Consider the following 18,179-nt stretch of genomic DNA (forward strand, 5'->3'; position numbering starts at 1 on the left):
ATTAACTATTAATTATTAACTATTAACTCTCAAAGTCTGTGCTCCATTATCTATATACATATCCCGAAACCATTGTAGATGGCGAAGGCATCCGGTTTTCTATTTACCTTGCCGGGTGCAACCATCGATGCAAAGGATGCCACAATCCTGAATCGTGGAATCCCTTAGCCGGCTCTCCTTTGACCGATGAGGTTATTGACAGAATCATATCCCAAATCAATGCCAATCCTCTATTAGACGGAATCACTTTCTCTGGAGGTGATCCGTTCTTTTCCCCCAAAGACTTCTTACCTGTTATCCGAAAGTTTCGTGAACAAACCGGACTGAATATTTGGTGTTATACCGGATATACTTACGAAGAATTACTTACCGACCCGTTACGCCGTCCCATTCTTGCCTACATGGATGTTTTGGTCGACGGACGGTTTGAACAATCACTTTACTCTCCACGTTTGGAATTCCGTGGAAGCAGTAATCAGCGTATTTTAAAACTAAAAGAAGGATTAGTTCTTTAACATTTCGCTTAAAAACGCTTCATTAGAGTTGCGTTTTAAACAAGTACGTTGAAGAGGCTATAAATGACTATTTGCATGAAAAAGAATACCGTTACCGTGCACGGAGTGGCTATTTATACATGTGAAGTACCTTTTTTAGGTATATGTTGAAGGTTATGAAATGATTTACATCAAGAAAAATAGCATTTTTTATAATAATTCCCGATTGCCTATTGCGGGTAATGAAAAAAGCCATATCTTTGCATCGTGGTTGTGAAACCAATAGTACAAAGATAAGCACAATAGGTATTAGACACTATACAGAAACTAAAGGTATTAGACTTAAATTTGAAAAAGGTAATAAAGATTCAAAGCAAGTAAAGAGGTATTAGGTTTAAGGTTTAAAAGATGTTTTTGTTTTTAGGTATTAGTAAATAAAAAGATGAGTTTTCAGGAATTAAATGTTTAATAGGAATTAGTGATTGCTTTGAGGTAAAAAAGAAAGAAGGATAACAAAAGTAGATGAAAATGAGATGCAAGAACCCTATTAATGGGGGTTCTTTTAGAAGTGAGCGGTGGTTAGAAAAGAGAACTATCGCTTTTTTGTTTTTTAGGGTGTTCAGTTTCATATTCTAAAATCTACTGACCCAAAATTTGTTATCTATTTTAGATGAGAAAGAGATTTGTTGTGTTAAAAAAGCGTTTTCTCTTGCTTTTGTCAATGAAAATGTGTATATTCGTAAAATAAGAGAAAAATTAATTTTAAATCTAATAGAATGAATAACATGATTCGTATACCGGCAGTATCTGTGCTAATGCCTGTAGATGATCCGCATCGCCGCAAGCCGGACATTACGTTGGCTTGTAGCCGATTGGACGGATGGAGTCCTCGTATTTCCCTTGAAGAGGGTTTGAAAAAGACGATTGCTTATTTTAAGAATTACTAAACCTGATCTTGACAATGAAGACATTCCTTACTTTTTTATGCTGTTTTTTCACGGTAGCTTTTTCCCTTCCGGCTCAGACCCTGCTGGAGGGATACGTGCGTGATATGGAGTGTTGCGGCATTTCGGAAGCGGTCGTGACCGTGATGTGCCCCGATACCCGTGAGGTGATTTATTCCACGCAGACTGATACTACAGGCGTGTTCGTTCTGGCGGATGTGCCGCGGCATTTCCTTTTAGATGTAGCTTCGTTCGGTTATAAGCCTTATACCTGTGCGCTGGACGTAGATTCGTGTATGGGAAACCCGCTACACATCACCTTGGAATATATCTCGTTGGACGAAGTGACTGTTACCGCCGATGGGAAACCCCGGATGGTGCGCAGCGGGAATAAGGTATTAATAGACAAGCTGGGCAATTCGCCTCATGCACAAGGCAGTGACATGTATACATTCATGAAGTTTATCCCTGTACTGAATGTACCCATGTTTAGTGGAGAGGTCACGTTAAGGGAGACTGGTAAAAATGCTGTGCTTTTGGTTAATGGCAAACCTGTTCATATCCCGATGGATGTTTACCTGAAGAATATACATGTGGAAAATGTGGAACGTATCGAGGTGGTTGCAAATCCGATGGGAGAGTATAAGGTGAATGGGACTGATGGAGTCATTAATTTGATTTTGAAAAAAAGGGAAGACGAAGGTATCCAATGCAATTTGTCATTGAATGACACCCAATATGGTGGGAACAGTCAGGGGGGGACGTTCAGTGTTAGTTATACCCGGAATAAGGCATTCATTACTTCGGGAATTAATGTGGGTAATTCTCATTTTAAATTTGAAAAGAAGGTTGATTACCGGTATGAAGATACCGGAAGGCGGATGTTGGAAGAATCTGATATGAATAATAGAAGTCAGAATTTCTCCGGCTATTTTAATTTTGATTATGAGGCGAGCAAGCGGCATACTGTGGGGGTACAGGCATCTGCCGGAGGCTATCGGCAGGATGACGAGAGTCTCATCCTTTCTACATATTCCGGTTACGGTTCTGTTCAGGTCGATTCTTCTTACCGTTCGGCAAGCAATGTGTACACCCCGGACAAGTTCAGTTATCTGAGCGGCAATTTAAACTATACATTTAGAATAGACGATAAAGGGAGCATGTTTTATGCTGATGCCGATTATCGGATGACTCGTCCGAATGCCTATACGCATCATGTGTATGATAGGACGGATGTCGGAGGTAATGCGGACCGTACGGATAATCTGCAAAAGGTCAAGACTTGTATAGACACGTATGGCGTATGGCTGCGTTATATTAAGGTGTTCAATCCTGGTACGCGGCTGGTCTCAGGATTATCTTATTACGCTTCCGGAACCCGGTATGATTATGTGTATGAATCCTTGGAGGACGGTGGTTATGTGAATGTCTTCGGGCAGAGCAACCGTTTTTATTTAGATGACCGTACGTTATCCGCTAACGCCTCTTTGCATCATTCATGGAGTAACCATTTAGATATGTCGGTGGAACTCGCGGTGCATTTTTACGGGGCGGAAGGGGAGCAGGAAATGACAGGTGAAAGTTTTTCTCGGAATGAAGTGAACGTGTTGCCCGCTTTCCGCCTTGCGTATGACCCGAATGAAAACCATGCCCTTTCGTTGAATCTCATGTCGATGGTTTTCCGTCCGAATTATTTTGACTTGAACCCTTTCCGTACCTATCTGTCTGCCACATCATATCGTCAGGGTAATCCAGAATTGAAATCTGCCCGTGTGTATAGTACAGGTATCAATTACACTTTTTTCAAGGACTATTCATTGAACGCTTCTGTCGACTGCTGGAGGGATAACCAGGCTTTCCTGACGCTTCCGGATGGAGAGGGATTCATCCGCACGATGCCCGTCAACCGCGGCAGTAGTTGTTTGGTGAACTGGGGGCTTGATATTGACAAGACACTGTTTCATAACCGTTTGAACTTGTCATACAGTGTTGAGGGTAATTTCGTGAGATTCAAGAATGCCCTTTCTTATATGGACAGGATACAGGATTCTTTTTCGTGGGGAACAGATTTTCGGGCTATGGCGTTGATGAAGCATCAATGGACTTTTATAGCGGGTTACGGTTATAGTTCGCATGCCATGAGTGATTCGAACTTCCAGCCCGACCGTCACATGGTTGACTTTATGCTGATGAAGCGGTTTAGGCATTCCAATTTGAGCGTCGGACTTCGAAAGTTTTTCCGTAAGAACGATAAGGATGTCTATTATGAACAGCCCGGCTATAGTTATCATACATTTATGAAACAATATTGGCTGGCGTATGCTTCGTTTTCTGTGACTTTCGGTAACAGCCGGACCAAGACGGTAATCGACCGTTCGAATGCAGAAGTAAAATCAAGGACCTCAAGACCAGTGAAATGATGGTTTAATGCCGATTGTAATAATTATTAACTTTAAAATCAAAAACAGATGAAAGAAAAAGAAATTCAAGCTTTTATTGAGTCTTTGGAAGTTAAGGCACTCAATGGCAAAACAGTCTTTTTCGACTGCTCCGTTGCTTGTGTGGGTTTATATGCATAAATAAAGAAAACCTAACCACTAAGTGGTTAGGTTTTCTGTCGGAATGAGGCGACTCGAACGCCCGACCCCTACGTCCCGAACGTAGTGCGCTACCAACTGCGCTACATTCCGATTCTGTTTCGGTTGTCTTTCGATAACGGGTGCAAAGGTAGTGCTTTTTTTGATATGTGCAAAATATTCTCTTGATTTTTTTAGAATCTTCTCAAAATATTCTTCAAAAATATTCTCAAACTACCCAATATCTATAAGCTACAGTGGAACGTACCACATTTTTGCATTAGTGAATGCAGATATTCATATAAGGATGAAATGAAACAAATTCCGAACAGATTTTGAATGGTTCCGAACGCATTTTGATTAAAGTGCTTTTAGATTTACTTTTGTCGTGTTGTAAATAAACACTGCGTTCTTTGGCTTCTTTTGAAATAAATAAATAAAACAAAAGACACAACGTACAGAAAAATAGCATTCTATATCGTTGTGTCTTTGTATTGAACTTATAGGGTTACAATAACGCTACATTGCTTAGCGTATTGAATACGTTACTGCAAATACCAAGCAGAACGATGCCTAACAGGCAGATGACCAGGCAAGCACGGGTCATGCCTGAACTGCGGAACGTAGGTAGCGGGTTGTCGTTCGGCGTGATGTACATGGCTTTTACAATCAGCAAGTAGTAGTAGAGTGAGATGATGGTATTCACCAACGCCAAGAATACTACTAACCAATGGCCTGCATGGAACGCTGAAGCGAACACGAAGAACTTCGAGAAGAAACCGGCAAACGGCGGAATACCTCCCAACGAGAAGAGTGCCAGCGTCATGATGAAGCTCAGGTGCGGGTTGGTTTTGTAGAAACCGTTGTAAGCTTCGCGGTCCACACGTCCGTTGTTATGCTGCTCTACAGTGGTGATGACACCGAATACAGCGAGGTTGGCAACGATGTAGACAATGACGTAATATACCAACGATGCCATGCCTTGTCCGTCGGCTCCCAATACAGCCAACATGATGTAGCCGGCTTGCGAGATACTACTGTAAGCCATGAATCGTTTCAGGTCGTGTTGCAGGATTGCCATGATGTTGGCAAGCGTGATGGTCACTACGGTAACGATAGCTATCAGCAGGCTCCAGTTTTCTATCATCGGACCAAAAGCTTTAACCAAAATGCTCATCAAAGCGAAAGCTGCCGCACCTTTTGAGATAACAGACAGATAAGCTGTGATGGAAGTGGGCGCGCCTTGGTAGGTATCGGGAGTCCACATGTGGAAGGGAACCAAGCTCAGCTTGAAGCCCAAGCCGGCAAAGAAGAGCACCATTGCTAAGATTTGCAAGGGAGTTCCGGTAAGCATCGCAGTCATATCGGCAAAGTACATGGTTCCGCATGTGCCGTAGATGAGCGACAAGCCGTAGAGCATCAGGGCAGAAGAGAACATGGCGTTCAGAATGAACTTCGTTCCGGCTTCCGCGCTTTGACGGCGGTATTTGTCGAAGGCAACCAAACAAGCCAAGGGGATGCTGGCAAGTTCCAAGCCTACATAGAAGAGGAGGAAGCTGCCCGCGCTTACCATATAATACATACCCAACAGGGTAGAGAGGGTGAGCACGTAGAACTCGCCTGCCTTGTGGCGGCTGTCTTCACGGTTAATCCACGAATCTGCCTGCATGAAAACTAACAGGGTTCCGGCTGTGAGCACCGTCTTGACAATAGACGACATGGAGGTGTTGACAAACATACCGCCAAAAGCTTCGCCCGTCACCGGAACGATGTTCAACGCGATTTGCACAACTAACAACCCGCATGCCAGACCCTGCAACGCCTTGTGGTTGGGCTGTTTCAGGATCAAGTCGGCAAGCAACATGATAATCAGGATGACAGCCAAACTGATTTCTGCTTGCATGGTAGAGAATATTGCACTTATATCCATAATGTCTTGATTAATGTATGAGTTGTGAAATAATAGGTTCTACACTGGCATTGATAACATCGCTGACCCACCAAGGAGCAAGACCCAGTCCGGCTACGGCTGCGATGAGGCAGATAACGGCGAGGCGTTCGTCCCAAGTAGCGTCGGTCAGTTTCAGGTGTTCGGGGTTCTGGCAAGTGCCATACAATATCTTTCCGACAACACGCAGGATGTAGACCGCGGTAATTACGATACTGGTGGTAGCGATGATGGTGCAAGCACGGTGGAATACATCGGTATGTTCGAATGAGCCGACGAATACGGTCATTTCGGCGATGAATCCACTCAAGCCCGGTAATCCGAGGTTGGCAAGACCGGCAATCACATAACCTACTGCCAAGAAAGGCATGATTTTCATCAAGCCGCTCAATTGGCGGATGTCACGGGTGTGGGTACGTCCGTAAATCATACCGATGAGGGCAAAGAAGAGGGCGGTCATCAAACCGTGGCTCAACATTTGCAGGATAGCACCGGTAGAGCTGACACGTGTCATCATCAGCAAAGCGAAGAGCACCAGTCCGCAGTGGCTTACTGACGAGTAGGCGTTGATGTATTTCAAGTCGGTCTGAACTACGGCGCTGAATGCTCCGTAAACGACTGAGATAGTAGTCAACACCAAGAAGAAGTCGCCCCAGATAGCGGCACCGGTAGGCATCAGATACATTGCAACACGGAAGCATCCGTAACCTCCTAATTTCATCAATACGCCGGCATGAAGCATAGATACGGCAGTAGGCGCCGAAGCGTGACCGTCGGGGCTCCATGTGTGGAAGGGGAACAAAGCACCCAATACGCCGAATCCCAAGAAAGCCATCGGGAAGAAGATTTGCTGGTATTCGGTCGGGATTTTCAGTTTCGCGATTTCAAGCACGTTCATGGTTTCGGCTCCGGCACCGTAGAAGATACCCAAGATACCGATGAGCAGGAATGCCGAGCCACCCATCAACATCAGGGTCAGCTTCATGGCAGAATATTCTTTTCTGCCGCTTCCCCATACACCGATAAGGAGGTACATCGGAATCAAAGCCACCTCGTAGAACATAAACATGGTGAACAAGTCGGTAGAAATAAAGAATCCGAATACACCGGTACTTAGCAGGGTGAACCACATAAAGTATTCCTTGGTGAGCGGTTTCAGCTTCCAGGAAGCGAACGTTCCGGTGAACACGATAATAGCACTCAGCAGCAGCATGACGACAGAGATGCCGTCGACTCCTACCGAGTAAGCAATGTGCAGCGGGGCATACCAAACGATGCTGTCAGTGAAAAGCATTTCTTCGGTAGCGCCTCCGTTGCGGAGTCCGATATAAGAAACGGTGAGGTATGCGGCAAGAACCAGCAAGACGCTGGAGCCTGCTACCATCACTCCTCTTACCTGATTCAGGTTGCGGGCAATCCACAAGCCGAGCAACATCAGCAGAGGAACTAATACGAAAAGACTTAATATATTCATTTTGTATTCAATTAATAGTTAACAATTAATAGTTAATAGCGATTTTATGACATTTGACATAGCGTTCGTTATCCCTATTAATTGAGCAAAAGTATAATTGACAGCACAATGATACCGCCCAAGAACCACATGGTGTAGCTCTGGATTTTACCATTCTGGATGGGTTGTGCAGCTTCTCCGGAAGCGTTGGTGCTCCATGCCATGAAGTTCATGAACTGGTCGATGACATGACGGTCGAACCAAGCCAACGGGGTAGAGATGCAACGGAAGATAATCTTATGGGTTACGAACAACCAGATTTCGTCCATGTAGAAACGCTTGTAAGCCGCACGGTGCAGGGTTGCGAAGCGTTTTGCCAACATGTCAGCAACGGGTTGTTTGTCGCGTGCATACATCCAGGTTGCCAAAGCAATGGCAATCAGGGCTACTACGATGCTGGTAACAGCCACTTGGGTGTTCAGGTGGATGTCGTAAGCATGTCCGTTAGCCGAAATGAAGTGTCCGAACGGGAGAATCCAACCGCAGACAATGGTAATGGCTGCCAATACCATCAGCGGGAAAGTCATTGACAACGGACTTTCGTGCGGTGTGTGATGCTTGTGCAATTCTTTGTTTTCAGTTCCCCAGAAGATGCCGTAGTACAGACGGAACATGTAGAATGCGGTCATACCGGCAATGATGGTCATAATCCATCCCATAACCGGACTGAACTGGAAGCAGGCTGTCAGGATTTCGTCTTTCGAGAAGAAACCGGAGAACGGAGGAATACCTGCAATCGCCAGACAGGCAATGAGGAAGGTGATGTGGGTGATAGGCATGTACTTGCGCAGACCGCCCATGGTAGACATTTCGTTGCTATGAACGGCGTGGATAATACATCCGGCACCGAGGAACAACAATGCCTTGAACATAGCGTGGGTGAACAAGTGGAACATACCAGCCATATAGCCCAGTCCGCCTTCGTGCGGGTCGGCAGTGGTGCAAACGCCCAAAGCTACCATCATGAAACCAATCTGAGAAATGGTAGAGAAGGCAAGCACACGCTTGATGTCGCTCTGCGCACACGCTACAGATGCCGCATAGAAAGCGGTGAACGCGCCTACGTAAGCTACCAAATGCAGGGTTTCAGGCGCATAGCCGATGAACAACGGGAACATGCGGGCTACCAAATACACACCAGCAACGACCATGGTTGCGGCATGGATGAGGGCACTGACAGGAGTCGGGCCTTCCATTGCATCGGGCAACCAGATGTGCAGCGGGAACATGGCACTCTTACCGGCACCACCGATGAACATCAGGCCAAGTGCCAACGGCAACAACATGCCGCATTTCATCAGTTGTTCTTGTTCGGGAGTGAACGTAAAGGTTCCCATATAGAAACCGTAAATCAAGATACCGATGAGGAAGCCCAAATCGGCGAAGCGGGTAACGATGAATGCTTTCTTGCTGGCTGCAATGGCTTCGGGTTTTGTGTAGTAGAAGCCGATGAGTAAGTAAGAAGACACACCCACCAATTCCCAGAATACATACATCTGGAAGATGTTGGTGGCGAGCACCAGCCCTAACATAGAGAACGAGAAGAGCGACAGGAACGCATAGTAGCGTTGGAAGCCGACTTCACCTTTCATGTAGCCGAATGAATAAATGTGCACCATCAGGCTGACGGTAGAGATAACTACCAACATCATAACGGAAATCGGGTCGAGCAAGATTCCCATGTCGATGTGCAGCGAGGTGTTGAACGGCAGCCATTGGAAGTTCCAAGGCATCAACGTTTCGAAAACTCCTTCAGCCGTGCGCGGGGCTGTGAAGTATTCGTAAGCAGTGAGGTAGCTCAGGAAGGTCACTCCCGTTAACGACAGTGTACCGATGAGCCCTGCCACGCGATGTTTCATGTACATGCCCGCCAGCCCCAATATCAGGAAGCTCAGAACGGGTAGCGCGAGTATCAGAATTGTATATTCCATAATCGATAAAATGTTTTAGTTATCCTTTCAGGTCGGTGATGTCATCGGTAAGGATTTGTTTCACATTGCGGTACACATTAATAATAATGGCAATCGCTACAGCAGTTTCGGCTGCGGCGATGGCAATGCCGAACAAAGTGAAGAAGTGTCCTTCCAGTTGTCCCGGGAAAAGATAACGGTTGAATACGGCAAAGTTAATGTTCGTTGCGTTCAGCATGAGCTCAACGGAAATGAGCAGTGCCAGCAGGTTTTTGCGGGTAAAGAATCCGTAAATTCCACAAAACATCATGATGGTACTGATAACCAGGTAATGTATTACATGTATTTCCATAAATCTAATCCTCCAGTTATTTTTCCTTCCGTGCAATCAGGATACCACCGATCATACATGCTAACAGCAATACGCTGACAACCTCGAAAGGCAATACAAATTGATATTTCTCAGTTCCGATGAGTGCCAAGCCTACCTCGCGTGAAGGAAGTTCTTCGCCCAGCGGGATGGCGTTGAGGGCAAATCCGTTAGTGAACAGCAGAAGCAGAACCAACGCAGCTCCCACTACAGTAGTGGCAAGCACGCTGAAGAGTTTGGCTTTGCTGACTTTGTATCTCATGTCTTTGTCCGAACGGGTCAAGGCGATGGAGAACACATACAAGACGATGATACCTCCGGCGTAAACCATCAGCTGGACTGCACCCAAAAAGGTATAGCCAAGCATGAAGAAGACAGCCGCAGTTCCGAAAAGGACAAACAGCAAGTAGGTAGCCGCACGCAGAAGCTTGCCCGTTGTTACGGCAAGTACAGAGCAGAGCGCAATGGCTGCAGCTACTACGTAGAATACGATATTCTGAAATGATAATAGTTCCATTATTTCCATGTCCTATTGATTATTTAGCGAGGGTTGAACCTTCGTGGTTAAGGGTCAGGACGAGTTTGTCTTTCTTGAACACCGCGTTCTCGAAGTCGTTGCAGAATTCGATGGCGTTGTGCGGGCAAGCGTTTACGCACAGGTTGCAGAACATGCACGAGCCCAAATTGTACTCATACTTGACCAATACTTTTTTCTTTTTCCCGTCGGCATCTTCACGCATTTCGGTGGTGAGCTTAATGGTGCCGTTCGGACAATTCATCTGACACAGCCCGCACGCGATGCAGTGGTGATGATTCTCTTCATCGTGAATCATGGTCAACCGTGCGCGATGGCGTTCGGGGACGTGTAGCGTGGTATGGCGGTTTTCAGGATACTGTTCGGTCACTTTCGGTTCCAAGAATACTTTCATTGAAGTACGCAGACCTACCAGCAGGCTTTTCAGTCCTGAAGCATACCCTTTTATATAGTCGCTGAAACTTTCCATTGTTATATTAGATTAAAAAACGAGTCCATAAACTTTGCAAACTGCCATTACCAGCAATACTACCAGTGACAGCGGCATGATGTATTTCCATTCCAAGGTCAGTACCTGGTCGATACGCAGACGGGGATATGTCCAGCGAATCCACATCAGCAGGAATACCACGAAGAAGGTCTTGCCCAAGAACCAGACGATGCCCGGAATGTAGTCCATTACAGCATTGAAACCGTCAAGCCCCGCAATGTGCAGCGGCATCCAGCCTCCCAAGAAGAGGGTAGTGGCGATTCCGGCTGTGATGAACAAGTTCAGGTATTCTGCCAAATAGAAGAATCCGAAGTGCATACCCGAATATTCGGTATGGTAACCGGCTGTCAATTCTTGTTCGGCTTCAGCCAAGTCGAACGGACCGCGGTTGGCTTCGGCATTTCCGGCAATCAGGTAGATGATGAATGCCACAATGGCAACGATGTGTCCCTTGAAGATGTTCCAGCCGTTGGCTTGTCCCATCACGATTTCGTGGATGTCCATCGTTCCGCTCAACATTACCATAGTCAGTACGGTAATACCGATAGAGATTTCGTAGCTGATGAGCATCGCACCGCTTCGTACGGCACCGATTAAGGTATATTTGCTGTTACTACTCCATCCGGCAAGCAGAATACCCAAAATGCCGATGGAAGAGGCAGCTAACACAAAAAGAATACCGATGTTCATGTGCAGGATTTCCCCGCCGTTGTGCCAAGGCAGGCAGGAGAAAGTCAGGATAGAAGCTAAGATGACTAAGAACGGTGCCAGAGCGTACAAGAACTGGTCGGCATTCTTCAGCTTGAAGACTTCCTTAATCAAAATCTTGATAACGTCGGCAGGCACTTGCAGTAATCCGCCCTTGCCTCCTACACGGTTCGGACCGATACGGCACTGGAAAGCCGCACAGACCTTACGTTCCATATAAATAAGGATGATGGCAAGCACGGCATACAATACCATAATGATAACGCCTACAACGACACATTCCAAGAAAATGGCAAGTCCTTCGGGCATCACGCTGCACAAGGCGGAGTGAATCAGTTCCCAAAGCGGTTGCAGGTTATAATAATCTAAAAATGCTTGGTTCATATTTGTAATACTTAATTTTGAACGTTGTTTCTTCTTTTTTACCGGTCGATATCCGGAATCACAAAGTCAGCCGAAGCACCGATAGCAATCAAGTCGGCAAATTTCCAACCGCGGCACATCGTGTCCATGGCTTGTACTAATGGCAAGCCGGTAGAGCGGAAGTGCATACGGTAAGGAGTCTTGTCTCCGTGGCTTTCAATCATAACGCCGAACTCGCCACGGCTTGATTCAACCGCTGAGGTCCAGATGCCTTCAGGCAATTTGATGATAGGCTTGGTCTTTACGCGGAATTCGCCTTCCGGAATGTTGTCGATAAGCTGTTCGATGATGCGGCATGATTCCATGATTTCGTCCATACGAACCATGTAGCGGGCGAACGTATCGCATTCGTTGTAAGTGATTTGACGGAAATCCACCTTGTCATACAATCCGTATGGATGACGCTTGCGCACATCGTTTGCCCAACCGGTAGCACGTCCTGTGCCTCCGGTACATCCCAGTGAAATGGCGTCTTCTTTCGACAAGATTCCTACGCCTTTCATACGGGTTTCGGCAATGACGTTGCCGGTGAAGATGTCGTGGTAATCCTTGATGACGCTGCGCAGGTGCTTGATGAATTCTTTCACTTTCTGGCAGAAAGTAGGATGGATATCGTCTTGCACACCGCCAATGACATTGTAATGTTGGATAAGGCGTCCGCCGGTAGTCTCTTCGAAGATGTTGAGTACCATTTCTCTTTCGCGGAACCCGTAGAAGAACGGTGTCATGGCACCCATATCCAATACCAAGCAAGAATAGAACAGCAAGTGCGAGTCAATACGTTGCAACTCGTCCATGATGGTACGGATGTATTTCGCGCGGTCGGATATTTCGATACCTGCAGCCTGTTCGATACACGTACACAGCGCATGGCGGCTCTGGTGTGCGCTCAGGTAATCCAGACGGTCGGTCATGCCCAGAGTCTGCGGATAAGTCAGGCTTTCGTTCATTTTCTCGATACCGCGGTGGATATAGCCCAAAATCGGGTCAACCTTCTTAACAAATTCACCGTCGAGGGCGATGCGCATACGTAACGCACCGTGGGTAGACGGGTGTTGAGGACCCATGCTTACTACGAAGTCGTTGTCATCGAATACCTTGTTGTCGAAGCCTTGCAGGGTGCCGTCGGGCAGCAAGCGGTATTCTTTGGTAATGTCCGCATTGATTTCGTTGTCCATACGCAGCGGATTCGACTTCATGTCGTAATCTTTACGGAGTGGCCAGCCAATCCAGTCTTCACGCAAGAAGAGGCGGCGCATGTCGGGATGTCCTTCGAAGAGGATACCGAAGAAGTCGTATGCTTCGCGTTCTTTGATAAGAGCGGTTTTCCACAAGTCGCTCACTGTGGGCAATACAGGCCGTTCGCGGTCTGTAGTTGCTGTCCGTACAGCGATGGTGTCGCCAGTCTTGGTTGATTCTAAGAAGTAAACAGCTCCCAATCCTTCTTCACCCCAGTCCATACCTACGATTTCACGCAGGAAGTCCATCGGGCTTTGCGGATCGTTGCGCAAACCTTCCATTACTTTACGGAACTCGCTGAGTGGCAATTTGATTACTCCGGCATTTCCCGGACACACTTCAGCTCCTTGTATTTTCAGTACGTCTTCACGTTTCATTGTTCACCTCCTTTCGCCTTTTCGGTCTCGTTTTCTGTCCCTTCGTCATGAGCGTGGCTACGGTTAACGCCGCCCAAATAACGTTCTACTTTCATTTTACGCTGCAATTGCATCAATCCGTAATAGAAAGCTTCGGGACGCGGAGGACAACCGGGGATGTAGACATCAACGGGGATTACCTTGTCGATACCGTTGACCACATTGTAGGATTTGATGAACGGACCTCCAGAAATGGTACATCCGCCTACTGCCACAACGTACTTCGGTTCAGCCATCTGATCGTACAGACGTTTCATAACCGGTGCGGTACGGTAGGTAATGGTTCCCATAACCACCAATACGTCAGCCTGACGGGGAGAGTTACGCGTTACTTCGAATCCGAAGCGCGCCATGTCGTAACGGGCTGCGCCTAATGCCATAAATTCGATGGCACAGCAGCTGGTTCCCAACAGAAGCCCCCATACGGAATTGCTTCGTCCCCAGTTAATCAGCTCGTCGAAAGTGGTCAGAATGACACCTGCTCCGTCTTGATTCACTTGCTGTACGAGGCGTTCCAAGTAATCGTTGTTCTTGAACTCGTCGTACTTCATTGAGCGGATTTTCGGCTTTTTCATTTCCATTCCAACGCTCCTTTCCGCCAAGCGTAAGCCAGGCCTAAGATTAATACTAACAAGAAGAATGACACACACACTAATGCATACGCACCGACTTCATTCACAACATTCGCCCACGGGAATAAGAATACGGTCTCGATGTCGAACATCAGGAACAGAATGGCAAACAGGTAATAGCCTGCCTTAAACTGCACCCACGACTGTCCGCGCGTCGGGATACCGCACTCATACGGCTCGCCCTTCTGAGGGTTAAACGAGCGTGGCGCGATTAGTTTTGAAATGGTCAGTGCCGCTACCACCAGCACAACAGCTGTTAAGATAGCAACAACTAAAAACGTGAAAAACATATATATAATTGATATTTAGTGATATATCTATTCTTGCGTTATCAGAAAACATTGGCGAGAAGGTATATAACAACCTGGCTCTTATCATAGATAGGATAAGAGGAAAAATAGGTATTAGCATGAGGCTTGTCCGTTTTTTCATTGCTGCCAGTTCTGAAAACGGGACAAAGATACATATTTATTTTTAATAAGCAGGGTGCACGATGCGATAAAAAATAAAAGATTTTAAGAATAATAGTATGAAAATTAGTAAATGAGCATTATCAGTGAGAATACAGTTGGGTAAACTTCTTGATAATGCTCATTACTAGCTGATATTTAGTTTTAGAGGCATTGTGGTGAGATGTTGAATTTTTACATATATTTATTATTATGTATTTGAGCGGATCAGTTAAAGAATTTTTCTAATTTTTTGATCATCATATTCAAGCAGAATACTACAACATGGTCATTTTCTTGAATGGTTGTATTACCTGTAACGAGGATACCTTCGCCATTACGTATTAACCCTCCGATTGTCGCACCTTTAGGTAGTCCGGCGTCTTTAACTTGGGTGCGGGTGATACGTGCGCCAGCCTTGACGGTAAATTCGGCTACATCTGCATTGGCAAAGGTCAGGCATTTTACATTGGATACATCTGCGTCTAGCATCATTTGGTAGATATGGCTTGCTGCGATGAATTTTTTATTGATGACACAGCCGATATCCATGCTTTCTGCCATACTGATGTAATCTATATTTTCGACTTCAGCTACGGTTTTGCTGACTCCTAATCGTTTTGCAGCAAGACATGCCAGAATATTGGTCTCAGAGCTTCCGGTTAATGCAACGAAAGCTTCTGTGTTTTGGATTCCTTCTTCAGTTAATAAGTCTAAATCACGTCCGTCTCCGTTGATGATCATAACTTTGTCATCTACCAATTCCGTTAGGCGGTTGCAACGGTTGAAATCGCTTTCGATGATTTTTGTACGCATGTATTCAGGCATATATTGTACCGTACGTACCGCAATACGGCTTCCTCCCATAATCATAACGTTCCGTACATCGGCATAGTTTTCTTTGCCTGAAATTTTACGGATATAGGGGATGTATTTTTTTGTTGTAGTGAAATAAACAATATCATTCAGCAGGATGGAATCATCACCTCGAGGGATAATGGTTTCATTTCCACGCTTAATGGCTACAATATGGAATGGAATGTTCCGCCCGCCTAATTCATATAAAGGAATGTTTAATATTTCTGCCGTTTCACGCATTTTGGTCCCTAATAAGACCAAAGCCCCTCCAGCAAATTCCCACCATTGGCGTATCCAACTCATTTTTACAGCATCAACAATGTCTTTGGCTGCCAACATTTCAGGATAAATGAGGGAGTGAACGCCCCGTTTGGCAAAAAATTCCTGATATTTGGGGAGTAGGTATTCATAATTGTCTATTCTAGCCACTGTTTTCTTTGCACCTAGTCCAGAGGCAAGCATACAAGCTGTCATATTTTGACTTTCGTTAGGGGTGACTGCAATGAATAAGTCGGCATTGGCAGTTCCAGCTTCTTTAAGCCCCGAAATAGAGGTTGGGGAAATGTTGACCGTCATTAAGTCGAAATTATTCCCTAACTTTCCTAATCTTTCTTCATCTTCATCCATTAAGATGATATCTTGTTTTTCGTTGGCTAACAATTTGGCTAAATGTGTACCAACAGCTCCTGCTCCTGCAATGATAATTTTCATGAGTTCAGAATATGAATGAGTGTGTTATAAATACTTGTTCTATCTATGTTGCAAATAGCCCGTAAGTCTTCTACAGGTCCATGTTGAATGAATTGGTCGGGTATGCCGAGCCGTTTTACCGTAGGCATATAGTTATTGTCTGACATAAACTCTAAAATAGCACTTCCCATGCCTCCTTTTAGCACTCCATCTTCTATTGTGACGATGTGCTGGAAATTTTTTCCTATTTCGTGTAACATGCTTTCATCAAGAGGTTTTAGGAATCGTAGGTCGTAGTGGGCAATGTTTTTTCCGGTTTGTTTCTCGGCTTCTTCAATGGCTTTCGCCGCATCGTTTCCAATAGGTCCGATTGTGATTACCGCCAGGTCAGTGCCAGCTTTTAGTTTTCTTCCTTTTCCTATTTCAATCGGTTCTAAAGGGCATTTCCAGTTTACTTGTGTGCCTCTGCCTTTGGGGTACCGGATAACAAACGGACCTTGGTTAGGAAGTTGAGCTGTGTACATTAGACGACGTAGCTCGTGCTCGTCGTAAGGGGATGCAATGATCAGATTGGGGATAGGGCGGAGGTAAGCCATGTCAAATACGCCATGATGAGTCGGACCGTCTTCGCCTACTAATCCAGCACGGTCTAGACATAATACGAAGTTCAGTTTCTGAATAGCTACATCATGTATGAGGTTGTCATAAGCCCGCTGCATGAAAGAAGAGTAAATATTGCAGAACGGCAATAGACCTTCTTTAGCCATTCCCCCCGAAAAAGTTATGGCATGTCCTTCAGCTATGCCCACATCGAAAGTTCGGTTTGGCATAGCTTTCATTAAAATATTCATGGAGCATCCGGTAGGCATGGCAGGCGTTACTCCAATAATTTTATTGTTTTGCTCAGCCAATTCCAATAGAGTATATCCGAATACTTCTTGAAATAAAGGCGGTATACCGGTCGTGTCTTTTATGATACGTTCTCCGGTTTCTTTATTGAACATGCCTGGAGCATGCCAAATGGTCGCTTCTTTTTCTGCAGGTTTATATCCTTTCCCTTTTATAGTATGGATATGTAGCAGTTTAGGACCTTTCATATCCTTTATTTCTTTTAATACTTTGGCTAGTGCGGATACATCGTGTCCGTTTACGGGTCCGAAGTATCGGATATTCATTCCTTCAAAGATATTTTGTTGTTGGGTCAGGACCGATTTTAAGCTATTGTTAAAACGCAACAGGCTTTTGCGGCGTTCTTCGGTCAGGATTCCCATTTTATACAATTTTTGGGAAATGATGTATCGCAAATGATTGTATCCTTCCGATGTATGCAGGTTGAGCAAATATTGTTTCATGCCTCCTACACTTCGGTCGATAGCCATGTTGTTGTCATTCAGGATGATTAATAAATTGTTAGAAGTGGAAGATACATTGTTTAAACCTTCAAAAGCTAGACCTCCGCTCATGGAACCGTCACCGATAACAGCTACAACGTGGCGGTCGTTTTCTCCTTTTTGGGCGGCGGCAACTGCCATTCCTAATGCTGCTGAAATGGAATTGGACGCATGTCCGCAGGTAAATGTATCATATTCGCTTTCTTCTGGAGAAGGAAAAGGACGTAGTCCGTTCAGCTTGCGATTTGTGCAGAAACGGTCTCTGCGTCCGGTCAATATTTTATGTCCGTACGCTTGATGCCCTACATCCCATACAATACGGTCGTAAGGTGTATTATATATATAATGTAGAGCAACCGTTAATTCAATGACTCCCAAGCTTGACCCGAAATGTCCGGGATTGCGTGAGAGTTCATCAATAATCATTTCCCGAAGTTCTTTGCAGACTTCTGGTAAAGATTCGGGAGGAAGCTGGCGCAAATCCTTTGGGCTATCTATTTTATTCAACAATGCGTAAGACGTAGTCTGTTTCATCTGGGTTTATTTCAACAATTAACGGTACAAAAGTACAACAAATATATATATTATGTTAC

General features: G+C 45.4%; 14 protein-coding genes, 1 tRNA gene and 1 pseudogene. 3 read left to right on the top strand and 13 right to left on the bottom strand.

Annotated features, from left to right (window positions below):
• Positions 1–38: 38 nt before the first annotated feature.
• The 3 genes and pseudogenes from nrdG to B5F91_RS06140 all read left to right on the top strand — a co-directional run bounded on the left by nrdG (position 39) and on the right by B5F91_RS06140 (position 3,858).
• Positions 39–515 carry an anaerobic ribonucleoside-triphosphate reductase activating protein gene (gene nrdG, locus B5F91_RS06135; protein ID WP_087428212.1) on the top strand — a complete coding sequence of 159 codons (477 nt, stop codon included), beginning with the start codon at positions 39–41 and terminating at the stop codon, positions 513–515.
• Positions 516–1,309: 794 nt separating this feature from the next.
• A pseudogene (locus B5F91_RS14890) lies at positions 1,310–1,441 on the top strand (SDR family NAD-dependent epimerase/dehydratase); the annotation flags it as partial.
• A gap of 14 nt (positions 1,442–1,455) precedes the next feature.
• A complete protein-coding gene (locus tag B5F91_RS06140; RefSeq protein WP_087428213.1) occupies positions 1,456–3,858 on the top strand; it encodes an outer membrane beta-barrel family protein in 2,403 nt (800 codons plus the stop codon).
• Positions 3,859–4,055: 197 nt separating this feature from the next.
• Here B5F91_RS06140 and B5F91_RS06145 read toward each other — a convergent pair.
• The 13 genes from B5F91_RS06145 to dxs all read right to left on the bottom strand — a co-directional run bounded on the left by B5F91_RS06145 (position 4,056) and on the right by dxs (position 18,120).
• Positions 4,056–4,128, bottom strand: a tRNA-Pro gene (locus tag B5F91_RS06145).
• A gap of 394 nt (positions 4,129–4,522) precedes the next feature.
• The gene (locus B5F91_RS06150) at positions 4,523–5,944 is read right to left on the bottom strand and encodes an NADH-quinone oxidoreductase subunit N (RefSeq protein WP_204244665.1); all 1,422 of its coding nucleotides are present in this window, start codon (positions 5,942–5,944) and stop codon (positions 4,523–4,525) included.
• Positions 5,945–5,954: 10 nt separating this feature from the next.
• Entirely contained in the window at positions 5,955–7,436 is a 1,482-nt protein-coding gene (locus B5F91_RS06155; RefSeq protein ID WP_087428215.1) for an NADH-quinone oxidoreductase subunit M, read from the bottom strand.
• A gap of 77 nt (positions 7,437–7,513) precedes the next feature.
• On the bottom strand, positions 7,514–9,406 hold the full coding sequence (gene nuoL / locus B5F91_RS06160; protein WP_087428216.1) for an NADH-quinone oxidoreductase subunit L: 1,893 nt from the start codon (positions 9,404–9,406) through the stop codon (positions 7,514–7,516).
• A 19-nt stretch (positions 9,407–9,425) separates the two neighbouring features.
• The gene (nuoK, locus tag B5F91_RS06165; RefSeq protein ID WP_087428217.1) at positions 9,426–9,737 is read right to left on the bottom strand and encodes an NADH-quinone oxidoreductase subunit NuoK; all 312 of its coding nucleotides are present in this window, start codon (positions 9,735–9,737) and stop codon (positions 9,426–9,428) included.
• Between the two features lie 16 nt (positions 9,738–9,753).
• Complete coding sequence (locus B5F91_RS06170; protein WP_087428284.1) at positions 9,754–10,272, bottom strand: NADH-quinone oxidoreductase subunit J; 519 nt, start codon at positions 10,270–10,272, stop codon at positions 9,754–9,756.
• A gap of 19 nt (positions 10,273–10,291) precedes the next feature.
• Positions 10,292–10,759, bottom strand: coding sequence for a 4Fe-4S binding protein (locus B5F91_RS06175; protein ID WP_087428218.1), 468 nt, complete (start codon positions 10,757–10,759; stop codon positions 10,292–10,294).
• 12 nt (positions 10,760–10,771) lie between these two features.
• The gene (nuoH, locus tag B5F91_RS06180; RefSeq protein ID WP_087428219.1) at positions 10,772–11,872 is read right to left on the bottom strand and encodes an NADH-quinone oxidoreductase subunit NuoH; all 1,101 of its coding nucleotides are present in this window, start codon (positions 11,870–11,872) and stop codon (positions 10,772–10,774) included.
• Between the two features lie 38 nt (positions 11,873–11,910).
• Complete coding sequence (locus tag B5F91_RS06185) at positions 11,911–13,527, bottom strand: NADH-quinone oxidoreductase subunit C (RefSeq protein WP_087428220.1); 1,617 nt, start codon at positions 13,525–13,527, stop codon at positions 11,911–11,913.
• On the bottom strand, positions 13,524–14,147 hold the full coding sequence (locus tag B5F91_RS06190) for an NADH-quinone oxidoreductase subunit B (RefSeq protein WP_041583959.1): 624 nt from the start codon (positions 14,145–14,147) through the stop codon (positions 13,524–13,526). The genes B5F91_RS06185 and B5F91_RS06190 overlap by 4 nt, the downstream gene beginning before the upstream one ends.
• Positions 14,138–14,488: an NADH-quinone oxidoreductase subunit A gene (locus B5F91_RS06195; RefSeq protein ID WP_087428221.1), complete on the bottom strand. Its 351-nt coding sequence runs from the start codon at positions 14,486–14,488 to the stop codon at positions 14,138–14,140. Before B5F91_RS06195 ends, B5F91_RS06190 begins: the two co-directional genes overlap by 10 nt.
• A 387-nt stretch (positions 14,489–14,875) precedes the next feature.
• The gene (gene trkA / locus B5F91_RS06200) at positions 14,876–16,216 is read right to left on the bottom strand and encodes a Trk system potassium transporter TrkA (RefSeq protein WP_087428222.1); all 1,341 of its coding nucleotides are present in this window, start codon (positions 16,214–16,216) and stop codon (positions 14,876–14,878) included.
• Positions 16,213–18,120 (bottom strand): 1-deoxy-D-xylulose-5-phosphate synthase, encoded by a 1,908-nt coding sequence (gene dxs / locus B5F91_RS06205; protein ID WP_087428223.1) that lies wholly within the window; start codon positions 18,118–18,120, stop codon positions 16,213–16,215. The genes trkA and dxs overlap by 4 nt, the downstream gene beginning before the upstream one ends.
• Positions 18,121–18,179: the final 59 nt, after the last annotated feature.

Origin of the sequence: Bacteroides sp. An322 (assembly GCF_002161765.1) — a bacterium.
GTDB lineage: Bacteria > Bacteroidota > Bacteroidia > Bacteroidales > Bacteroidaceae > Phocaeicola > Phocaeicola merdavium.